Annotated in this window: 19 protein-coding genes; 11 read left to right on the top strand and 8 right to left on the bottom strand. The window is 54.6% G+C overall.

What is annotated here, in order from left to right; all coding sequences use genetic code 11:
• Positions 1-49: 49 nt before the first annotated feature.
• Genes C2U68_RS10275 through C2U68_RS10250 form a run of 6 tightly spaced genes read left to right on the top strand, consistent with a single transcriptional unit; the run spans position 50 to position 4,226 of the window.
• Complete coding sequence (locus C2U68_RS10275) at positions 50-427, top strand: DUF4845 domain-containing protein (RefSeq protein WP_140912387.1); 378 nt, start codon at positions 50-52, stop codon at positions 425-427.
• The gene (rnc, locus tag C2U68_RS10270) at positions 424-1,107 is read left to right on the top strand and encodes a ribonuclease III (protein WP_140912386.1); all 684 of its coding nucleotides are present in this window, start codon (positions 424-426) and stop codon (positions 1,105-1,107) included. The genes C2U68_RS10275 and rnc overlap by 4 nt, the downstream gene beginning before the upstream one ends.
• Complete coding sequence (era, locus tag C2U68_RS10265) at positions 1,104-1,994, top strand: GTPase Era (RefSeq protein WP_140912385.1); 891 nt, start codon at positions 1,104-1,106, stop codon at positions 1,992-1,994. Before rnc ends, era begins: the two co-directional genes overlap by 4 nt.
• Positions 1,994-2,695: a DNA repair protein RecO gene (gene recO, locus C2U68_RS10260; RefSeq protein ID WP_140912384.1), complete on the top strand. Its 702-nt coding sequence runs from the start codon at positions 1,994-1,996 to the stop codon at positions 2,693-2,695. Before era ends, recO begins: the two co-directional genes overlap by 1 nt.
• A 42-nt stretch (positions 2,696-2,737) precedes the next feature.
• Positions 2,738-3,481 (top strand): pyridoxine 5'-phosphate synthase, encoded by a 744-nt coding sequence (gene pdxJ, locus C2U68_RS10255; RefSeq protein ID WP_140912383.1) that lies wholly within the window; start codon positions 2,738-2,740, stop codon positions 3,479-3,481.
• A gap of 4 nt (positions 3,482-3,485) precedes the next feature.
• A complete protein-coding gene (locus C2U68_RS10250) occupies positions 3,486-4,226 on the top strand; it encodes a PP2C family protein-serine/threonine phosphatase (RefSeq protein ID WP_140912382.1) in 741 nt (246 codons plus the stop codon).
• 80 nt (positions 4,227-4,306) lie between these two features.
• On the opposite strand, the gene C2U68_RS10245 is transcribed toward C2U68_RS10250, so the two are convergent.
• The 5 genes from C2U68_RS10245 to epmB form a co-directional block, all read right to left on the bottom strand.
• A complete protein-coding gene (locus tag C2U68_RS10245) occupies positions 4,307-5,260 on the bottom strand; it encodes a sigma-54 interaction domain-containing protein (protein ID WP_140912381.1) in 954 nt (317 codons plus the stop codon).
• Positions 5,261-5,272: 12 nt separating this feature from the next.
• Complete coding sequence (locus C2U68_RS10240; protein WP_140912380.1) at positions 5,273-5,998, bottom strand: sulfite exporter TauE/SafE family protein; 726 nt, start codon at positions 5,996-5,998, stop codon at positions 5,273-5,275.
• A 92-nt stretch (positions 5,999-6,090) separates the two neighbouring features.
• A complete protein-coding gene (locus C2U68_RS10235; protein WP_140912379.1) occupies positions 6,091-7,014 on the bottom strand; it encodes a diguanylate cyclase domain-containing protein in 924 nt (307 codons plus the stop codon).
• A gap of 4 nt (positions 7,015-7,018) precedes the next feature.
• Positions 7,019-11,008, bottom strand: coding sequence for a PAS domain-containing protein (locus C2U68_RS10230; protein ID WP_140912378.1), 3,990 nt, complete (start codon positions 11,006-11,008; stop codon positions 7,019-7,021).
• 96 nt (positions 11,009-11,104) lie between these two features.
• Positions 11,105-12,091, bottom strand: a complete 987-nt coding sequence (epmB, locus tag C2U68_RS10225; protein ID WP_140912377.1) for an EF-P beta-lysylation protein EpmB — start codon at positions 12,089-12,091, stop codon at positions 11,105-11,107.
• A gap of 73 nt (positions 12,092-12,164) precedes the next feature.
• Between epmB and efp the strand changes: the two genes are divergently transcribed.
• The gene (efp, locus tag C2U68_RS10220; RefSeq protein WP_140912376.1) at positions 12,165-12,734 is read left to right on the top strand and encodes an elongation factor P; all 570 of its coding nucleotides are present in this window, start codon (positions 12,165-12,167) and stop codon (positions 12,732-12,734) included.
• Entirely contained in the window at positions 12,734-13,714 is a 981-nt protein-coding gene (epmA, locus tag C2U68_RS10215; protein WP_140912375.1) for an EF-P lysine aminoacylase EpmA, read from the top strand. Before efp ends, epmA begins: the two co-directional genes overlap by 1 nt.
• Before the next feature lie 101 nt (positions 13,715-13,815).
• Here the strand turns inward: epmA and C2U68_RS10210 are convergent, their stop codons facing one another.
• The 3 genes from C2U68_RS10210 to C2U68_RS10200 all read right to left on the bottom strand — a co-directional run bounded on the left by C2U68_RS10210 (position 13,816) and on the right by C2U68_RS10200 (position 16,456).
• A complete protein-coding gene (locus tag C2U68_RS10210) occupies positions 13,816-14,082 on the bottom strand; it encodes a hypothetical protein (protein WP_140912374.1) in 267 nt (88 codons plus the stop codon).
• A 247-nt stretch (positions 14,083-14,329) separates the two neighbouring features.
• Positions 14,330-16,120 (bottom strand): aspartate--tRNA ligase, encoded by a 1,791-nt coding sequence (gene aspS, locus C2U68_RS10205; RefSeq protein ID WP_140912373.1) that lies wholly within the window; start codon positions 16,118-16,120, stop codon positions 14,330-14,332.
• A 63-nt stretch (positions 16,121-16,183) separates the two neighbouring features.
• Positions 16,184-16,456, bottom strand: coding sequence for an FmdB family zinc ribbon protein (locus C2U68_RS10200; RefSeq protein WP_140912372.1), 273 nt, complete (start codon positions 16,454-16,456; stop codon positions 16,184-16,186).
• Positions 16,457-16,569: 113 nt separating this feature from the next.
• Here C2U68_RS10200 and pyrC point away from each other — a divergent pair, with 113 nt between their 5' ends.
• From pyrC to C2U68_RS10185, 3 genes are all read left to right on the top strand, one after another.
• Positions 16,570-17,613, top strand: coding sequence for a dihydroorotase (gene pyrC / locus C2U68_RS10195; protein WP_140912371.1), 1,044 nt, complete (start codon positions 16,570-16,572; stop codon positions 17,611-17,613).
• Positions 17,614-17,799: 186 nt separating this feature from the next.
• Complete coding sequence (locus C2U68_RS10190) at positions 17,800-19,383, top strand: ArnT family glycosyltransferase (protein ID WP_140912370.1); 1,584 nt, start codon at positions 17,800-17,802, stop codon at positions 19,381-19,383.
• Between the two features lie 71 nt (positions 19,384-19,454).
• Positions 19,455-20,180 (top strand): glycosyltransferase family 2 protein, encoded by a 726-nt coding sequence (locus C2U68_RS10185; protein ID WP_140912369.1) that lies wholly within the window; start codon positions 19,455-19,457, stop codon positions 20,178-20,180.
• The last annotated feature ends 26 nt before the right edge of the window (positions 20,181-20,206 follow it).

Here is a 20,206-nt window from a genome sequence, read left to right as displayed (position 1 = left end):
GCATTGATACCAGATATGCGCCCGTTGTTTAAGCTTTTAGGAGGACGCGATGCGCTCTTTACCCCGAAAACAGCAAGGCCTGACCTTTTTGTCGATAGCCTTCATTTTGGCATTGATCGGTTTCTTTACGCTGTTGATACTGAAGATTGCGCCGATTTATATCAATCACAGCCGTGTGGTCAATGCGATCAAGGCGATCGAAAACACGACCGATATCGTCACCAAGTCTAAATCCGAGATCAAGACCAGTCTGGATAAACGGTTCGATATGAACTATGTCGAACATGTCAAGCCCGAAGACGTGACGATCGTGGCGCAACCGGGTTACGTCCGGGTCGAAATCGACTACGAGCGGGTGGAGCACATCATGGGCAATCTGAGTGTACTGGTCGAATTCCACGAAGGATTCGAAGCCGGCAACAAGTGATTAAGAAACCCGAACTTCTCTCGGCAAAACTCGGATTGACCTTCAACGATCCGCAGTTGTTCAGCATGGCGCTGACCCACCGTAGCGTCGGTGCCCGCAATAACGAACGGTTGGAATATCTGGGTGATTCGGTACTCGGCTTCGTCATTGCCGAGCAATTGTACGAGTTGTTTCCCGATGCCGGCGAAGGCGTGCTGAGCCGTTTGCGGGCTAGTCTGGTCAATCAAAGTTCGCTGGCCGAATTGGCCAGACAGCATAATCTCGGCGACTATCTGATCCTGGGGTCAGGCGAGTTGAAGAGCGGCGGATTTCGTCGCGATTCGATTTTGTCGGATGCGCTGGAAGCTATCATGGGCGCGTTGCTTCGAGATCAGGGCATCGACACTTGCCGGCAATGGATACTGCGCCTGTTTGCCGATAAGTTCGCAGATTTGAAAGTCGACGATTGGAACAAGGATCCGAAAACCCGGTTGCAAGAGTTGATGCAGGCCGGCCGCAAGCCCTTGCCGGTTTACGAATTGATCGGCATGTCCGGAGCCGACCATGCCCAGACTTTCGAAGTGAAATGTAGCGTCGTGGTCACTTCCGAGACCTGCAACGGTGTCGGAATCTCCCGCAAAAAGGCCGAGCAGGCCGCGGCGGAAAATATGTTGAACCTTTTGCAAACCAAGGCTAAATGAACTGCGGATATGTCGCTCTGATCGGTAGGCCCAACGTCGGCAAGTCGACGTTGATGAACCACTTGCTGGGGCAAAAGCTCAGCATCACGTCCCGCAAGCCGCAAACCACCCGGCATCGGATTCTCGGCATCAAAACCACCGAGGCCGGTCAGGCGATTTTCATGGATACGCCGGGCATGCATCAGGACGAAAAAAAAGTCTTGAACCGTTACCTGAACAAAACCGCCGACAGCACCCTGCTGGGAGTCGATGTCGTGGTCTGGTTATTGGACGGCTTGTATTGGCACGAATACGACGAGAAAATTTTCAAGAAGCTGGAACGAGCCGGTTTGCCGGTGATTCTGGTGGTCAACAAAGTCGATAAGCTCAAGGACAAGGACGCCGTGCTGCGGTTTTTCGCCGAGGCTCAGGCTAAGTATCCGTTCCAACACATTCTGCCGGTGTCGGCCTTACGGAATACCAATCTGGATGTGCTGGAGCAGCAAATCATGGCCTTATTGCCCGAGGCCGAGCCGATTTACCCGGAGGACCAAATCACCGACCGGCCGGAGCGGTTTTTTGCCGCGGAAATCATTCGCGAGAAATTGACCCGGCGTCTGGGTGACGAGCTACCTTACGCATTGACTGTCGAAATCGAGCGCTACGAAGAATACCCGGAATTATGCAAAATTTACGCGGCGATTTTAGTTGAGCGCGACAGCCAGAAAAGCATCGTCATCGGTAAACAGGGCGAGATGCTGAAAAAGGTCGGTAGCGAGGCTCGAGTCGATATCGAAAAATTGATCGGCCAAAAAGTCTATCTGCAGTTATGGGTCAAGGTGAAAAAAGGCTGGTCGGATAACGAGCGGGCCTTACAGAGTTTGGGTTTTACCGACTTCGGTGAGTGATGGATGGTAGTGCGGTTCATTTGCAGCCGGCGTTCGTGTTGCAACATCGGCCGTATCGGGAAACTAGTCTGTTGTTAGACGTATTCACCCGCGATTTCGGGATGGTTGCGATTTTGGCCAAGGGGGTCAGAAAACCGAAGTCGAAGACGGCCGGCCTGCTGCTGCCGTTTTCGGCATTGAAGCTGTCTTATGTCGGCAAACATGAACTCAAAGTCCTGGCCGACGCCGAATATGTCGACAGTTATCCGTTACAGAGCTTGGCTTTGTACTGCGGATTTTATGTCAACGAATTGGTCGGTATCTTCGTGCAGAAAGCCGATCCCCAACCGGGAATTTTCGCGCTTTACCGGCGATGCCTGCGCGAATTGTCTGATGCTCGGAATATCGAGCAAACTTTGCGCTATTTCGAGCTGGATTTGTTGCGAGAGGCCGGCTATGCCGCCGATTTGGCTTACGATGTCAGCGGCGAACCGATTGTCGCCGGTCGGCGCTACAATTTTATTGCCGATTACGGCATGGAACAGGCCGGCGGCGGCGCGGTCGGCGGCGGCACGCTGGCGATGTTAGCCGGCAGGGCGGCATTGCCGGCTGAGGCGTTGGTCGAAGCCAAAGCCCTGCTCAGGAAAATGTTGGATGTCCACTTGCAAGGGCGGCAGCTGAGTAGTCGCGCAGTGCTGGCCAAAATAATCAAACATTTATAACCGAATGGTTTTCGCGGATTTTTTCCTCGGATTTAAGAGTACATGACAAAACAAACTATATTGCTGGGCGTCAACATCGATCATGTCGCGACACTGCGGCAAGCCAGAGGTACCCGTTACCCTGAACCGGTGCAGGCAGCGTTGTTGGCGGAGCAAGCCGGTGCCGACGGCATCACCGCACATTTGCGGGAGGATAGACGGCATATTCAGGACCGGGATATCCGGCTGTTGCAGGAGATGTTACATACCCGCTTGAATCTGGAAATGGCGGTGACCGAGCCGATGCTGGCGATCGCCTGTGAACTGCGGCCGCAGGCTTGCTGTTTGGTGCCAGAGCGTCGCGAGGAATTGACGACCGAGGGTGGCTTGGACGTGGCCGGCGCTGCCGACAGAATGAAACAAGCCTGTCTGCAGTTGGCCGAGGCCGGCATCGAAGTCTCGTTGTTCATCGATCCTGATTTTCGCCAAATCGACGCGGCGTTGGCTGCCGGTGCTCCGGTAGTCGAATTGCATACCGGCCGCTATGCCGATGCCGAAACCTGCGAGGAGCGTGAAAGGGAGCTGCAGCGGATTCGCGACGCAGCGGCATACGCCCATGCCGCCGGCCTGCAGGTCAATGCCGGACATGGTTTAAATCTGCACAACGTCGAAGCGATTTGCCGGATCGATTCTATCGTCGAATTGAATATCGGCCACGCCTTGATCGCCCAGGCTTTGTTTTGCGGGTTGGAGCAAGCGGTAAGGGATATGAAGCGGGTGATGCGAGAGGCGCGTTTGCACGGTTAGAGCTATGCTGGCAGAACTCGAGTTTTACCAATTGACCTCGATCGGTAACCGCGAGGTCAATCAAGATTGTATGGCGCATCGGGTATGTAACGAATATGCGCTGTTTGTGGTGGCTGACGGTTTGGGCGGTCACCATGGCGGGGAAAAAGCGTCGCAATATTTTTGCCGTTGTTTGATTGCGTTGGTGGATAAATATCGCTCACCTATTCAAAGTCGCGGCGCGCCGGCGGTGCAGGATTGGATTGCCGAGGCCGTGGCTGGTATGCGCGAGCTGTTTGCCGGCGACCCGGTCGCGCTAAATGCGCATACGACTTGTGCGATATTGTATCTGGACGCTGAGCAGGCCATCACCGCACACTGCGGAGATTCGCGCATTTACCGGCTCAACGCCGAACGGGTGCTGTGGCGGACCAAGGACCATTCGCTGCCGCAGCAATTGTTTGACGAAGGTAAGATCAGCGAATGGGAAATGGGTGTGCATCCAGATCAGCATAAATTGACGCGGAGTATTAACGCCTTATATCCTCCGGTTGTCGATATTGTCAGTTGTCCGCCGGTAAAAAGTGGCGAGACCTTCATTTTATGCAGCGACGGCTTTTGGGAATTTGTCAAAGAGCCCGAATTGTTGCAATTGTCGCAACCGGCCAGCGCTAAACCCGAGTTGCAGAAGATGGCGAAAATGGCCGTGCTGCGGGCTCAGGGCAAAAGCGACAATGTAACGGTGCAATGGGTGCGCAAACGATAATACGGCGGATTGGAAATTGTTAGCCGTAGTCCTTTTTTGCGGGGCATAAAAAAGGCCGCTGAATTTGCGGCCTCGGTTTGTCAGTGGGTGGCTAAACCGTGTTTCTGAATCCGATACAGTAGCGTATCGCGCGATATGCCCAGCAATCTGGCGGATTTGCTGCGGTTGCCTTTGGTTCTGGTCAGCGCCTGTAAAATCATGTCCGCTTCCAATGCATCCAATTGCAGACCCAGTTCCGGCAGCGTGAATTCCGGGCCGGAGGCTACCGTTCCACGGCTGAATTCGTGCGGCAGGTTTTCCGGCTCGATGACTTTGCCGGATAGCAGGATGCTGAGTCGTTCGCAGAGGTTGCGCAGTTCGCGCACGTTGCCCGGCCATTTGTAGTTGCGCAGGGTTTTTAACGCTTGCCTGCTGAAGGTTGGTGGTTCTAGCGAATGCGTCGCCGAAAAATGGGCGAAGAAGTGTTTCGCTAACTCTTCGATGTCTTCGCTACGCTGATGTAAGGACGGGATTTCCAGAGGGACGACATTCAGGCGGAAATACAAGTCTTGGCGAAACTCGCCGTTTTCGATCAATCTGGTCAAGTCGGCGTTGGAGGCCGCAATGACGCGCACGTTGACAGTATAGGGTTTGGTACCGCCGACCGGCAGGCATTCGCCGGATTCCAGAAAACGTAACAGTTTCGATTGAATGCTGATCGGTAATGAGTTGATTTCGTCCAGGAAGAGCGTGCCGCCGTCAGCGGCCTGGAACAATCCCTGTTTGTCGGAAATTGCGCCGGTAAACGCGCCTTTTTTATGGCCGAAAATCTCCGATTCGACCAAGCCCTCGGGTAGGGCGGCACAGTTCAACGTGATAAAAGGTTTGTTGGCGCGCGGGCTGTCTTTCTGTATTGCCGTGGCGAGTACCTCTTTGCCGGTACCGGTTTCGCCTTTGATCAAGACGGTAACGTCGGTCGCGGCGACAATTCGGGCGCTACGGATTAGCGCTTCTATGGCTGGAGACTGTCCAATAATCGAATTGAAGTTATCCACCTGTAAAACCTCTCAATACGTCATAATGTGTTCAACGCGCATCGGGTTTAGCCAAGGAAAGGCTGCCAATAATGCGAAAATGATAAACAAGGCTCCGACCGCATGCTTGAATTGGCGCAGTCTGGAAAGCCGAGTCATAAACGAAGTCATTATACCGATTCCCATGACGGCTGGTAAAGTACCTAACCCGAAAGCTAGCATGGTCATTGCACTGTGTACTATCCCTTCGGCCGTTGCCGCTAACGCCAGCGCGGTGTAGATCAGGCCGCACGGCAGCCATCCCCAAACCATACCGAACAATAAGGCCTGGGTGCGGTTCTGTACCGGAATCAGGCGTCGGCCCAAAGGTTCGATGCATTTCCAAAAGCGCGCGCCCACTTTTTCGATATAAGCAAAGCGTGGGAACCAGCCGGCCAAGTACAGACCGGCGCCGGCCATCACGGCGGCTGAAAAAAGTTGCAGCAACCGATGTGCTTGGCCATGGCTGAACGGCAAGCTTAGAAACACCTGTATCGCCCCGGCCAACGCGCCGGCCAGGGCGTAGCTGAAAATCCGCCCCAGGTTGTAATTCAGTACGATTGCGAACAAACGCCGTTTGTCGTTACGCAGCTCGGGTTTAAGGCTATATGTCAGCGTGCCGATGATCGAGCCGCACATGCCGATACAATGCAGGCTACTGAACAAACCCATTAGGAACGCTGCAAAATACGAAGCGTTGAAATCGAGATAAACGTGCATATTCGGAACGAGTCGGCGGCGATCGGTGGTGGCGATAGGCGCGGATTATAGCGGGTTTCCGCTGTTCTCGATGCGAGATTCCGCTGGGGCCTTTAACCAATGTCGGTAATGTTGTTGGCGCAAACCCGGTTGCGCCCCTGGTTTTTGGCTTGATAGAGCGCGTCGTCGGCGGCTTTTAGTAGAATTGCCGAGTGGTCGTGAGCATGGGCCTGTAAGCTGGCAACGCCGACGGAGATGGTGACAAAAGCCAAGGGATTGTTCTTGACGTGACGGATTTTCAGGGTTTCTACGGTTTCCCGATACTGTTCTGCCCTCAGCATTGCGCCGATACTGTCGGTGTTGGGTAGCAGGATTGCGAATTCCTCGCCGCCGAGTCGAGCGACCAAGTCTTCCGGGCGGTGGGTCATCGCTTGCAATGCTTCGGCTACCCGTTTCAAACATTCGTCCCCCATCGGGTGGCCGTAAAAGTCGTTATATTGTTTGAACGAATCAATGTCGACGATCATCAGGGAAAGCGGCATGCCGGTACGCTTGGATTGGTTCCACTGCCGTTCCAGCGCTGCATCGAACGCGCGGCGGTTGGGAAGTTCCGTCAATCCGTCCAGCGACGCCAATTTTTCCAACAGATCGGATTTGGTTTTTAGTTGGATTTGGGTTTTGACTCTGGCCAGGACGATGGAAGGGGAAAAGGGCTTGGTGATGTAATCGTTACCACCGATGCGGAAGCCGTGGACCTCGTCTTCTTCGGTATGTTTGGCGGTCAAAAAAATGATGGGAATGTTACGGGTTTTATCTTGCGATTTGAGTTGCAGGCAGGTCTGGTAGCCATCGGTACCGTCCATCACGATATCCAGCAGAATCAAGTCAGGAAGTTGGCTGGACGCGATTTTTATCGCCAGTTCGCTGTTCACGGCGACCTTGACGTGATAGTAAGGCTCCAGGATGTTTTTGATCAAATCCAGGTTTTCCGGACTGTCGTCCACCGCTAGGATGGTGTGGGCCTTTGGGTTTTCCATGATGTTACATTCCAGAATCCAATAAACGGTTCAGTGCCTGAGCGGCTTCCACAAACTGGTAATTGGCGATTTGCTTTTTCACCGGTGCCAACGCTTCCGCCAGATTTGCGTCTTCGACCGCGGCGGCGATCTGTTCCATTTGCCGATCTGCATCCGAGTCGAAGACTTGTAATTTGTTGATCAGTAACGCCAATTGTTGACGGAGTTCCAGCGGCGACAGGCTAATTTTCGCCTCAGGTTCGGCGGCGGCCGGTAGCGCGCTGTTGATGCCGCGGATCACTTTGGCCATTTCCAACGCAGTGGCGGCGATGTTGCTTTCTATCGTCGACCAGATTCCGGGGTTGGACTGAGTGGCCGACAAGCATTCTTCCAGTCGCACCAAATGGCTTTGTAACTGTAGCGCGCCAAGTGAGCCGACCAAGCCTTTTAAAGTATGGACCAATTGGTAAACTTTATCGTGATTGTTGTCGGCAACCGCCTGATTGATTTCGGCCATCGTGTCGGCGTGGTTTTCGGCGAATTTTTGTAGGATTTTGCGGTAGACCACCCGGTTTCCGGCCGTATGCTGTAAACCGACGACGCTATCGATGCCGTAAAGGTAAGGGATATGGCTGTTGATTGTGTCTTTCGGCGCGATGTGGAGCGTGGTGTTGGTGCGCGGGGCAATCCATTTCACCAGGGCCGCGTAGAGGGTTTCCGGCAATATCGGTTTGCTGACGAAATCGTCCATATCCGCTTGCAGGCACTTATTGCGGTCATTGCTCATCGCGTTCGCGGTCATCGCGATGACCGGCAATGTCTGGCAACTTGGCAGGGATCGCAAGTGTTTCGTGGTCTGATAGCCGTCCATGACCGGCATCTGTACGTCCATCAATACGCAGTCGAACGGCATCTGTTGCAATTTCTGCAAGGCTATTTCGCCGTTTTCGGCGACCTCCGCCTCGATACCGGCTTGCTTGAGCAATTCGATCGCGACGATTCGATTCACTTCGTTGTCCTCGACTAACAATACCCGGGCTCCGGCGATGGTATGCAGCTTGTCGGTGTCCAGGGTATTTTTCCGCAGGTATTGTGCCTGACGAATCGAAGCCATATTGCTGATACCCAATTTGACACTGAACGTAAAGGTGGAACCAACGTTTTCCCGACTCGAAACGCTGATCGTTCCGCCCATTTGCTCGACCAACTGCTTCGATATGATCAGACCAAGCCCGGTGCCGCCATAGTTGCGGGTGATGCTGCTATCGCCCTGGCTGAAAGCTTGAAACAATTTGGCTTGCATTTCGGCGTTCATACCGATGCCGGTATCGCTGATGCTGAATTGCATGCAGGTCTGTTGGGCCGAGCGGCTTAATTCGTTTAGCGTGACTCGGATCTCGCCGTGTTCGGTGAACTTGATAGCGTTACCGATCAAGTTGATAAGTATTTGCCGTAAACGTTGTGGATCGCCGACGACTGCCAGATGCGTTTGGTCCGCCGGCGGCCGAATTAGCGCCAAGCCTTTGCGGGCGCTAAGTTCTGACATTGTGGAAAAGACGTTATCCAGCATTTCCTCGAGTACGAAGGGTGTGGATTCCAAGTGCATCTTCCCGGCTTCCATTTTCGAGAAATCCAGAATATCGTCGATGATGGTCATCAGCGATCGGGACGCGGTTTCGACCCGTTCCAGATAATCGCGTTGTTTGTCGGTGATACCGGTGTTCAGGCATAGCTCCACCAGACCGATGATGGCATTCATCGGCGTGCGGATTTCGTGGCTCATATTGGCCAAAAATTCCGATTTGACCCGGGTAGCTTGTTCCGCCTGCTGTTTCGCCTCCAACAAACGTTGTTCGGCCTGCAGGCGGTCGGTAATGTCTTGCATGGTGCCTTGCACGCCGACGATTTTGTTATCGGCATCGCGCAAGGCTTTGCCGCGCTGGTGCACGTGACGGATTTCCTTATTACTCAATACGATCCGGTGGCGAAAGTCGATAACGTGGCCGTGGACGGCATTTTGCATCGCCGATTTGAAAAAAGCTTGGTCTTCCGGGTGCACCAGTCGGGTCAAAATCGCCGAAAAATCCGGGGAAAAATCCGGTTTTGCGGTCCCGGTGATGCGGTACATTTCGTCCGACCAACTGAAATGATTGTCGGACAAACGCCAGCGCCAATCGCCGATATGGGAAATACTTTGCGCATCCAGTAAGCGTTGTTTTTGATCCTGCAACGCATCGATTGCCCGGCTCCGTGCCAATTCTGCGCTGATTTGCAGCGCGAGCAGCTTCAGTATGTCTGTGGCGAATGTGGCGTCGGGGATCGGTTTGCAATACGACACGGCGATGAAGCCGAAACTGTTCTGCTGTTTGTCCTGTAGCGGAATGCCGAGATAGCCCTCGATATGTCGCGCTTGCAACCATCCCGCGTTAGGAAAGGTTTGGCCGACGCCGCTGCCGAAGCAGCAGATGCGGCCGGCAGCAACCTCCCGGCAGGGCGAATTCAATAAGCTAATTTCCTGGTTGGGCACGATTTTGCCGTGAGCGCATAGCGAAAGGCTATGGGCGCGGCCGCTATCCAATACTTCTGCTACCAATGCGTAATCGGCTCCCAGAGTTTCCAGGGTCAGTATGGTCAAGTTATCCAATAGTGACTCGGCATTCTGCGGCGCCGTGCTGGAAATGATGTTTCTGATGGCGCTGTTTTGCTGGCGTTGCTGGGTGACGTCACTGACCAGTCCCTGGTAATCGGTAATCCGGCCCTGCTCGTTGCGGACGATCATCTTTCGGTCTTGCACCCATTTAATGCCGCCGCCGTGGGTAACGATACGATAAGGTTGATGGACGATTTCCTGGCATTCTAAGGATTCACCGCCGATTTCAATCTCCCTTTGGAATGCGGCCAAGTCGTCCGGATGTACCAGGTTTGTGTAAAACACGCCGCCGTTAACCAGTTGCTCTGCGCTGTAGCCGAATAGCTGGCGAGCGTTCTCAGTGGCGAACTCGACTGGCAAGCCCTCGGAATTGTTCCATTTCAATACCACTGCACCGCTACGACTGATAATGTGGTAAGCGGCCTGTAAATTGGTCTCGGACTGTTTGCGTTGGCTGATATCCTGATGGGTGCCGCATAAACGGGTGGGGCCGCCGCTTACCGGATCGTGTGCGACTACGGCTCCGGACCCTTGAATCCAAACCCAGTGGCCCAGTTTGTGGCGCATGCGAAATTCGACGACATAAGGGCGGCGGGACTCGATGTGTTTTGCGACGACAGTCCTTACCCGCTCCCTATCGTCAGGGTGCAAACGCCTCGCCCAATCGCTGACGTAGTTGTCGAGTTCGTCCTGCTTCAGGCCGAGCATGTCGAGCCAACGTTGATTGACCAAATGCTTGCCGGTGGGATACTCCCAATCCCAATAGCCCAGTTGGGCGCCGTCGATGGCCAGCGTCAATTGTTCTTCGACGCGCTTACGCGGTGTGATATCGATGTGAAATTCGATCAATTCGCTATTGTTGCGCGAACTCAAACGCTGCAGCGAGATTTCCCGCCAAGTGTCGCCGGGGAAAGCGAAATCGGCGGCGAGCATGGCTTTACCGGCTTTGATGTGTTGGCACAGAGGGCATTCGCTTTCCGCAAGCTGGCACGGGTGAAACCAAACGTGTACCGGCTGATTCAGCAAATCCCCGGCGTTTTTGCCTGTCGCCAATGTGGCGGCGCGGTTGATAGCGCGTATCAGGCCGGCACTGTCGACTAACACGACCGGATGGTTCAGCGCATCGTAGTTGCGCCGCACCTGGGCCGCCAGCGATTTGTCGCGGGTCGGGTGTAGCAGTAGGTTGCCGAATAGCAATAGCGCGGCAGTTCCCGGCAATAGCAAACTGATTAGATCGGATAAAGAGCCGCGGCCGCTGGTCTGCTGGTAGAGTGTCACCGCTACATCGCAGAGCAAAAGCAAGCAAGCGGCGATCAACACCAGCCGCGGTATCTGCTCGGATGATTCGGTGGAAGTGTCGGTCATGGCGGATTGGCCCGGGTAAAACCGTTCTCGAAGCGAAAATCTTAGCCTGCGGCCATGTAAATGTGAATTTAGCTGAAGCCGAATTTGCTGGTGTGTTTAGCAAATCGGGATTTTAAAGGCTGCTCCTGCCTGTTCTTTGACCAGTCGCGGTACCAAATAGCCGGGCAAATGCCTTTGCAAGTGCTGGTGCAGTATTTTGGCTTCCGCTTCGCTCACTTCGAAATGGCCGACGCCGCGAGCTCGGTCCAGCAAATGTAAGTAGTAGGGCAGGATGTTAAAGCTGAATAATTTTTCGCTCAGCTCACGGAGTTGTTCGCCGTCATCGTTGATTCCTTTCAATAACACACTTTGATTTAATAGGGTCACGCCGCTAAGTTTGAGTTCGGTACAGATTTGGTTGACCGAATTGCTGAGTTCTTGAGCATGGTTGACGTGCAACACCATCACGACTGGTTTTGGCAACGCGGCGAAAGTCCGCAGCAATGCTTTGGTCACGCGTTCCGGCAGCACTACCGGGGTGCGGGTGTGGATGCGGATGCGCTTGATGTGGCCGATTTCAGCGAAACGAAACATGAGCTGTTCGAGTTTAGCGTCGCTGAGTAGCAAAGGATCGCCACCGCTCAGAATTACTTCGCTAATTTCCGGATGTCGCTCGACATAGGTCAGGGCGCTTTCGAATTGTCGGCCGGACAATTGCAATTCGCCGTACGGAAAATTTCTGCGAAAACAGTAGCGGCAGTGCACCGCACAGGCGCCGGTCATGATGAATAGCACTCGACCCCGGTATTTGTGAATCACGCCGGTCTCCGCCACGGCCTTTAAGTCGCCGACCGGGTCGTCAGTGTAGCCGCGGTAATCGGTTAATTCGGCCAGATCCGGCAATACTTGGCGTAGCAGTGGGTCATCCGGGTTGCCGGCTTGCATTCGCGCCGCAAAATCGCGCGGCACCCGTAACGGAAATGCGCTGGCTTGCTCGGGTAAATTCAAATCGGCGGGTGAAAGTTGCAGATAGGCGCACAAGTCGGCAACGCTGTCGAATGCATCGGCAAGCGCCTGTTGCCACGTGGCGGATGGGGTGTTCAAAGTTGCTCCGGTTTCCGAATAAAAATCTTATCCATTATAATCGTCCGCTTATTGTTTGTTTCACGAGGAAAAAATGGCGACTTTTAGCACCAACGAGTTCAAGGGCGGTTTGAAGATCATGCTGGATAACGACCCTTGCGCGATTATCGAGAACGAGTTCGTTAAGCCCGGCAAAGGCCAAGCCTTCAACCGGGTCAGGATCCGCAATCTGAAAACCGGCCGGGTAATCGAGCGCACTTTCAAATCCGGCGATACCGTGGAAGGTGCCGACGTCGTCGATAAGGAAATGCAATATCTGTATAGCGACGGCGAATTCTGGCATTTCATGGTGCCGGACACCTTCGAGCAATACCAAGCCGATAAAAACGCCGTGTCTGAAGCCATTAAATGGCTGAAAGAACAGGATATCTGCACGATGACTTTGTGGAACGATTCGCCGCTATCGGTGACGCCGCCCAATTTCGTCGAATTGGCGATCACCGAAACCGATCCCGGTTTGAAGGGCGATACTTCCGGCGGCGGCGGCAAGCCGGCAACATTGGAAACCGGCGCTGTGGTGCGGGTGCCGCTGTTCGTACAAACCGGAGAAGTGATCAAAGTCGATACCCGTACCGGCGAGTACGTCTCCCGCGTCAAAGAATAGTGGCTGCTGCCTGGCGGCCTGTTTGCACTATCGGGCATTTGCGCCGCCGCGCGCAAATGCTCGCCGCAATCAGGCGCTTTTTCGATCAGCGTCAGGTTCTGGAAGTCGAAACCCCGTTGTTATGCCGGACCACCGGTACCGATCCGCAGTTGGATTTTTTCAGCAGCGATTACCTAGCGCCGCCGACGCGGCAAACCCTGTTTTTGCAAACCTCGCCGGAATTTGCGATGAAGCGGCTGTTGGCGGCCGGCAGCGGCAGCATCTACCAGATTTGCAAGGCCTTCCGCAACGGTGAGGCCGGACGCTTTCACAATCCGGAGTTCACGATTCTGGAGTGGTACAGAGTCGGTTTCGATCTGCAACGACTCATGGCCGAGGCGGCCGAGTTGGTGCGGTCTTTAGTCTTAGTGGACGGCTTGCCGATGCCTGTGGTGCAAATCTCCTACCGGCAACTGTTCCTTGGCAGCGTGGGCCTGGACCCGTTGGTGTTCCAGCGCGAGACTTACGCTGCCTATGCTGCGGAGCACGGCCTACAAGACGCCATTAGCTTGTGTGGCGACGACCACGCATTGTGGTTGGATTTTATTTTCAGCCACCGGGTGCAGGCGGCGATGGTAGCCAGCACTCTGTATTTGGTTTACGGCTATCCGGCGATACAGTCTTCGCTGGCCAGGCACAGTGTCGACGATCCGCGGGTTTGCGAGCGTTTTGAGATTTTTGTCAATGGTGTCGAATTGGGTAACGGATTTTTCGAGTTGGCCGATCCAGACGAGCAGGAACAGCGGTTCAACCGCGAAATCGCTTACCGCGAGCAAAACGGCCTGCCTGCGGTTACCAAAGACCGTTATCTGCTGGACGCGTTAGTCTCCGGCTTGCCGGACTGTAGCGGGGTGGCGATCGGTTTGGATCGGTTGTTGATGTTAGTCACCGGTAGCGAATCGATTGCCGAGGTGTTGGCTTTTCCGTTGGCGAATGCCTGACGTTGGGCGATTGTCGCCGGAAAAAACGCCCCCTTCGGCTGAAGGGGGGATTCTGCATGGGTTCCGGGATCAGTATAAGATAGGCATAGCCATGCGGCTGTTTAGAAAGGCCAGCTCAGACGGTTTTTGGGGTTGTCCATGCTGTCGAGCGCCGCTTGTACGTCCTTAACGAAAAAGCGTTTCAAGCCGCGGCCCAGTCGGGTCGAAAGCATCGGAACCGCCTGTTCTTTAGCCAGATAAGTCGCCGGTTCGCGCCCTCTACGGTATTTGCTGAGCGCTTGTCTGACGGCCGAGCACAAATAGCATTCGGTGCCTTCCGGAAGTGTGGCGTTTAAATCGCGAATAAGATGGGGGGTTATTTTGTTCATACCAACCTCCTCCGCAATCGGGAGCCGGGGACGCGAATCCCTGTGTCAGTTAAAGATCCGCGACTCGGATCTGTTATTTAACAAAAATAACGTGATTAACTTATCAATCCTGTGGAAAAAGTCAATAATTGTGTTGCCGTATTTTTTGATTTATGTCAAGGCAATTTTTGACTGCTTGTGGGTTTGCTGCGATGCGGAGAGCAGGCGGACCGTCCTAGCGGTTCGCCTGCTGCTGTTTGGCCGCAGATTAGTCTGGTTTCTCTTCTTTGCCGGCCGGTTTGCGCAGGCGGATGCCCAGCTCCTTGAGCTGTTCTTCACTGACCACTGCCGGGGCATTGAATAACGGGCAGGCCGCGGTTTGGGTTTTCGGGAACGCAATCACGTCGCGGATAGAGCCGGCGCCGGTCATCAGCATCACCAGACGGTCCAAGCCGAAAGCAATACCGCCGTGCGGCGGCGCACCGTATTTCAGGGCATCCAGTAGGAAGCCGAATTTCTCGCGGGCCTCTTCGTGACCAATACCGAGAATATCGAACACGGTTTGCTGCATCGCGGTGCGGTTGATCCGGATCGAACCGCCGCCGACTTCGGTGCCATTCAATACCAAATCGTAAGCCCGTGACAACGCGGTTCCCGGATTAGCGACCAGTTCCTCGATCGAACAGCTTGGCGCGGTAAACGGATGGTGAATCGCAGTGTAGCGCTGGGCTTTTTCGTCCCAGGCGAACATCGGGAAATCGACGACCCACAATGGTTTCCACGGCCCGGTCAGCAGGTTGCGGTCCAGGCCCAGTTTCACGCGCAGGGCACCCATGGCTTCGTTAACGATACCGGCTTTGTCGGCACCGAAGAAAATCAAATCGCCGTTTTGGGCGCCGACTTTTGCCATGACCTTGGCCCAAACTTCGGCCGGCGCAAATTTGACGATCGGCGATTGCAAGCCGTCCACGCCGGCGGCCAAATCGTTGACCTTGATGTACGCCAGGCCTTTGGCACCATAGATGCCGACGAATTTGGTCAGCTCGTCGATCACGCTACGGCTCAAGTCGCCGCCTTCCGGCAGTTTCATCGCTACAACGCGGCCGTTCGGATCGTTGGCCGGGCCGGAAAAGACTTTGAAATCCACGTCTTTCATTTCTTCGGCGATGTCCACCAGCTCCAGCGGAATCCGCAGGTCGGGGCGGTCGGAACCGAAACGGCGCATCGCTTCTGCATAGCTCATGACTGGGAATTGGTCGCCCAAATCGACGTCGATGATGTCCTTGAACAGGCGGCGGATCATTTCTTCCATCACCGCCATGATTTCCTGCTCGTTCATGAACGAGGTTTCGATATCGAGCTGGGTAAATTCCGGCTGGCGGTCGGCGCGCAAGTCTTCGTCGCGGAAGCAACGCACTACTTGGTAGTAACGGTCCATGCCGGCGATCATCAGCAACTGTTTGTAGAGCTGGGGCGATTGCGGCAAGGCAAAGAACGAATTTTGGTGGGTGCGGCTGGGGACGATGTAGTCGCGGGCGCCTTCCGGCGTGGCTTTAGTTAAATACGGTGTTTCGATTTCGAAAAACTCGTGATCGTCCAGATACTGGCGCAGGTTGCGGGTGACGTCGCGGCGCACCTTCATTTTTTGCTGCATCGCTGTGCGGCGTAAGTCGATGTAACGGAAGCGCAAGCGGGTTTCTTCGTTGACTTCGATCTCGCTTTCCAACGGGAACGGCGGGGTCTCGGCTTCGTTTAAGACTTCGATGTGTTTGCCCAGCACTTCGATCTGGCCGGTGGACATGTTCGGATTATGCGTGCCTTCAGGCCGGTCGCGGACGATGCCCTCGATGCGCAGCACGTATTCGCTGCGCACATGCTCGGCAATGGCGAAACTCTCGGCCGCGTCGGGATCGAACACCACTTGTACCAGGCCGGCGCGGTCGCGCAAGTCGATAAAAATCACGCCGCCATGGTCGCGGCGGCGGTGCACCCAGCCGCACAGGGCCACGGTTTGTCCCAGATGCTGGGTGTTCAGTTCTCCACACTTGTGGCTACGCATAATGTCTCTCGGAATATTTCAAAAAGCTGGCGATGGTACGAATTTATAGGGTTTCAGGCAAGTTTAATGGCAAGCGCAACTGCCGCCGCAACCGCCGCTGTTACCGCCGGATTTTTCCGGAGTCTTGCTTTCGCCGGCGACGTTTTTCTTGTTGCCGCTTTTGAAATCGGTTTCGTACCAGCCGCCGCCTTTCAGTCTGAAGCCGGCCGCGGAGATTTTCTTTTTCAATTCGGGTTCATTACAGGCGGGGCAAATCACCAGGGGTTCGGCGCCCAGTTTTTGCAGGGCCTCGTGTTCGTACCCGCAAGCGTTACATTGGTATTCGTAAATAGGCATCTGCTTCTCCAGTTAAAAGTCTCTAAAAACCGCTTACTAAGGCCAGGTTTTAAATTTTCAAGGCCCTTAATGCTAGAATATCGCGCCATTTTAAATGAAAACGCCCGGAGAATATGGACAAATTGACCATCCGCCAGCCCGACGACTGGCATTTGCACGTCAGAAACGGAAGTATGTTGCGCTCGGTCATTGGTCATAGCGCCAGGCAATTTGCCAGGGCGATCATCATGCCCAATCTGAAGCCGCCGGTTACTAAGGTGGAGCAGGCGTTGGCTTATCGGCAGGAGATTTTGAATGCGCTGCCTGAAGGCTCTGAGTTTCAGCCATTGATGACGCTGTATCTGACCGGGAACACAACGCCGGAACAAATAAAAAACGTCGCCGACTGCGAACACGTTTATGCCTTCAAGCTGTATCCGGCCGGTGCGACGACCAATTCCGACGCCGGCGTCGCCGATATCGTTGCGGCTTACCCCTTGTTTGAAGCGATGGAAAAATATGGGGTGCCATTGCTGGTTCACGGCGAGGTTACCGACGCCGAATACGACATTTTCGATCGCGAAAAAATCTTTCTCGAAACCAAGCTCAGTCCAATTATCCGTCGTTTTCCGCGGCTACGGATTGTTGTCGAACACGTGACTACGCAGGAGGCGGTGGAATTTGTCCAATCGGCGCCGGCCAATGTCGGTGCAACCATCACGCCGCAGCATTTGCTTTACAACCGTAATGCCTTGTTGGCGGGCGGAATTCGGCCGCATTTTTACTGTTTGCCGATTCTGAAACGCGAGCATCATCGGCAGGCTTTATTGCAGGCGGCAACCAGCGGCAACCCCAAGTTTTTTCTCGGTACCGACAGCGCGCCTCATCTTACCGCATTGAAAGAAAGCCACTGCGGTTGCGCCGGCTGTTTCAGTGCGCATGCGGCGTTGGAATTGTATGCGGAAGCCTTCGAATCGGCCGGCGCTCTGGAAAAGTTGGAGGGCTTTGCCAGCGATTTCGGTGCGGATTTCTACGGATTGCCGCGCAATAGCGGTGAGGTTACCTTGGTCAAGCAGGCGTGGCAGGTGCCGGATGTATATGCCGATCCCGATTTAGGAACGGCGATCACACCGTTGCGGGCCGGAGAATCGGTTTCTTGGCGATTGCTGAGTCAGTAACGGTGCAATTGAACCGTCATTGTGGTTTATATCAACCCGCAGTGGCAGTCGTGTACGTTTTCGATTGGGGCGCCTGGCGTCGAAATCCCTCTAACGAAGTATTGGCATGAATCTGGCTTTTCCATCGGATTTAGTCCGGTCTTCGGCTCCCATGGCCGTTAGTTGCGGCGGCCGCAAATTTTCGAAATGAATTTATCTAGCGATCCGATTTACCGTTGGGGAATATTTTTGCTCTGGCTTCTGCTGAGCATCAGCGTGTTTTTTCGCGCGCCGATTCCGATCGACGAAACCCGCTATCTGAGTGTGGCTTGGGAAATGTGGCTACGCAGCGATTTTTTAGTGCCTTATCTGAACGGGCATACCTACAGCCACAAGCCGCCCCTGTTGTTCTGGCTGATTCAGCTCGGTTGGGGGCTGTTTGGCGTCAACGACTGGTGGCCGCGTTTAGTGGGACCGCTGGCGGCGCTCGGTAATTTGTTATTGGTCAGGTGCTTGGCCGCAACTCTTTGGCCTGAGCAACGTGAGGCAGCGGCACTGGCGCCCTGGGTGCTGGCCGGTACATTGCTGTGGACTTTGTTTGCCACGTCGACCATGTTCGATATCTTGCTGACCGATTGCGTGATGCTGGGCATGCTGGGCCTGTTAATCGTAGCGAACGGTCGGGTGCGCAAGGGCTGGCTCTATTTCGGCCTGGCGATCGGGTTGGGTCTGCTGACCAAGGGGCCGGTGATTTTTCTGCATCTGTTGCCCACGGCCTTGTTTGTCAGATTCTGGCACACCGACGCCAAAGCGCTGGGAGCCGCCTGGTGGGCGGGATTGCTGGCGGCAGTGTTGTTGGGTGCGTCGTTGGCTTTGGCTTGGGCCTTGCCCGCAGCACAGGCGGGCGGGCAGGAGTACGCCGACGCGATTTTGTGGCATCAAACCGCGGACCGTACCGTGGGTACCAAAATCCATACTCGGCCTTTTTTCTGGTATTTACAGTTTCTGCCTTTGTTATTGTTTCCCTGGTTGTTCTGGCCGCGCTTATGGGCCGGCTTGCGTCAGGGGCTTAATGGCGACAACGGTTTAAAGTTCAGTGCGATTTGGTTGGTTTCGGTTTTTGTGTTGTTTTCGGCATTGCCCAGCAAGCAACTGCATTATCTGATTCCGATGCTGCCGGCTTTTGCTTTGGTTACGGCCAGGGTGTTGTCGCGGAAGCGTTTGGCCTGTTCTATTGCCGCGGAATCGGTGCTCCCGGTTTTGTTTGCGTTGATCGGCATTTTTCTGATGATACTGCCGCAGGTGCCGGGTTTGGCCAAGTTGCATTGGGTGCAAACTGTCGAAATCGACTGGGGGCTCTGGGTGTTGGCAGTTGCGGTAGGCTTGGTCGTCGCAGTCTGGCGCTCGCGAACTTTGTCGGTGGCACCCTTGTCCGCCGCTGTGGTGGTGGCGGTTTTCGCCGGTTTTATCTTCTTCTTTCAGTATGTCGGTCTGGCCTATGACTTGCGTCCGGCTGCGCTGCAGATCCGCACGTTTAACGAACAGGGCGTGCCTTACGTTTACGTCGGCAATTACCAGGGGCAGCTGAATTTTCTGGGCAGACTGACCACGCCGCTGCCGGTATTGGCGACGGTTGCCGACGCCGAGCGCTGGGCGGCCAGCCATCCGGCCGGTTATCTGGTTTCGTTGGAAAAAGACAAACCGGAGGATACCTTTTATCTGCAGGGGCATCGCGAATATTGGCTGGTTTTCCGCCGTGCCGACCAGTTTGGTCGGTTAAAACCCCTATGACCGGCCGACAATAATCCGGCTTCGCATTAAGCGTTTGATACAATTAGCAACTTTTTACTTTTTCCGAGTTTATGCAAATTTCCGTCGTAGTTCCCGTTCATAACGAAACCGACAACGTAGACGCGTTGATCGCCGAAATTGACCAAGCTTTGAGCGGTCAGGATGCTTACGAAATGATATTCGTCGACGACGGCAGCACCGACGATACCGCGGCCAAGTTGCAGCGGGCCATGCAAAAATATTCGGCATTGCGCGTATTGCAGCATCGGCGCAGTTGCGGCCAAAGCCGGGCGGTGCACAGTGGAGTGCTTGCTGCGCGTTACCCGTGGATCGCGACGCTGGACGGCGACGGCCAGAACGATCCGGCCGACATTCCAAATCTGGTCGCCGCCTGGCAAGCCCAGAACGATCCGCAATTATGGATGCTGGCCGGGTTTCGTCATCAACGAAACGACACGGGTTGGCGCAAATTCTCGTCCAAATTCGCCAATGCGGTGCGCCAGGCGATTTTGCACGATGCAACCCCGGATACCGGCTGCGGCTTGAAATTGTTTTTGCGCGACAAATTCTTGGGATTACCGTATTTCGATCATATCCACCGCTTCTTGCCGGCCTTGATCCAAATGGCCGGCGGCCGGGTGATTTCGGTTAAAGTCAACCACCGGCCGCGCAATTTCGGGCAGTCCAAATACGGGACGCTGGATCGGGCTTTGGTGGGTATCGTCGATATCTTGGGTGTGGTCTGGCTGAAACGGCGGCACAGTTTGGCGCAAGTCAGCGAGGTGGCGCGTGGTTAATTCTGCATATCCCGCATCGGCTCAGT

Origin of the sequence: Methylomonas koyamae, assembly GCF_006483455.1 — a bacterium.
In the GTDB taxonomy this organism is placed as follows: domain Bacteria; phylum Pseudomonadota; class Gammaproteobacteria; order Methylococcales; family Methylomonadaceae; genus Methylomonas; species Methylomonas koyamae_B.
This window is presented reverse-complemented; position numbering and strand designations above follow the sequence as displayed.

What these genes read in the sequence shown, in the direction of transcription:
- recO (WP_140912384.1), top strand. Translation starts at nt 1,994, where the DNA reads ATGGATGGTAGTGCGGTTCATTTGCAGCCGGCGTTCGTGTTGCAACAT.
- era (WP_140912385.1), top strand. Translation starts at nt 1,104, where the DNA reads ATGAACTGCGGATATGTCGCTCTGATCGGTAGGCCCAACGTCGGCAAG.
- efp (WP_140912376.1), top strand. Translation starts at nt 12,165, where the DNA reads ATGGCGACTTTTAGCACCAACGAGTTCAAGGGCGGTTTGAAGATCATG.
- C2U68_RS10200 (WP_140912372.1), bottom strand. Translation starts at nt 16,456, where the DNA reads ATGCCTATTTACGAATACCAATGTAACGCTTGCGGGTACGAACACGAG.
- C2U68_RS10210 (WP_140912374.1), bottom strand. Translation starts at nt 14,082, where the DNA reads ATGAACAAAATAACCCCCCATCTTATTCGCGATTTAAACGCCACACTT.
- C2U68_RS10250 (WP_140912382.1), top strand. Translation starts at nt 3,486, where the DNA reads ATGCTGGCAGAACTCGAGTTTTACCAATTGACCTCGATCGGTAACCGC.
- C2U68_RS10235 (WP_140912379.1), bottom strand. Translation starts at nt 7,014, where the DNA reads ATGGAAAACCCAAAGGCCCACACCATCCTAGCGGTGGACGACAGTCCG.
- pdxJ (WP_140912383.1), top strand. Translation starts at nt 2,738, where the DNA reads ATGACAAAACAAACTATATTGCTGGGCGTCAACATCGATCATGTCGCG.
- C2U68_RS10190 (WP_140912370.1), top strand. Translation starts at nt 17,800, where the DNA reads ATGAATTTATCTAGCGATCCGATTTACCGTTGGGGAATATTTTTGCTC.
- C2U68_RS10185 (WP_140912369.1), top strand. Translation starts at nt 19,455, where the DNA reads ATGCAAATTTCCGTCGTAGTTCCCGTTCATAACGAAACCGACAACGTA.
- aspS (WP_140912373.1), bottom strand. Translation starts at nt 16,120, where the DNA reads ATGCGTAGCCACAAGTGTGGAGAACTGAACACCCAGCATCTGGGACAA.
- C2U68_RS10230 (WP_140912378.1), bottom strand. Translation starts at nt 11,008, where the DNA reads ATGACCGACACTTCCACCGAATCATCCGAGCAGATACCGCGGCTGGTG.
- C2U68_RS10275 (WP_140912387.1), top strand. Translation starts at nt 50, where the DNA reads ATGCGCTCTTTACCCCGAAAACAGCAAGGCCTGACCTTTTTGTCGATA.
- C2U68_RS10240 (WP_140912380.1), bottom strand. Translation starts at nt 5,998, where the DNA reads ATGCACGTTTATCTCGATTTCAACGCTTCGTATTTTGCAGCGTTCCTA.
- pyrC (WP_140912371.1), top strand. Translation starts at nt 16,570, where the DNA reads ATGGACAAATTGACCATCCGCCAGCCCGACGACTGGCATTTGCACGTC.